Here is a 203-nt window from a genome sequence, read left to right as displayed (position 1 = left end):
CTTCTACGAGGTGCTGGTCCGCTCCTTCCAGGACAGCAACGGCGACGGTGTCGGCGACCTCAAGGGCCTGACCGCCAAACTGGACTACCTCCAGTGGCTGGGCATCGACTGCCTGTGGCTGCCGCCGTTCTTCAAGTCACCGCTCCGGGACGGCGGTTACGACGTCTCCGACTACACCGCCGTCCTGCCCGAGTTCGGTGACC

At 65.5% G+C, this 203-nt stretch carries 1 protein-coding gene; it reads left to right on the top strand.

What is annotated here, in order from left to right:
- Positions 1–203, top strand: a 203-nt coding sequence (locus tag IF54_RS40365) for an alpha-amylase family glycosyl hydrolase (RefSeq protein WP_037821317.1), incomplete at both ends; no start/stop codon positions are given.

Source organism: Streptomyces sp. NRRL B-3229 (assembly GCF_000719505.1).
In the GTDB taxonomy this organism is placed as follows: domain Bacteria; phylum Actinomycetota; class Actinomycetes; order Streptomycetales; family Streptomycetaceae; genus Streptomyces; species Streptomyces griseorubiginosus.
This window is presented reverse-complemented; position numbering and strand designations above follow the sequence as displayed.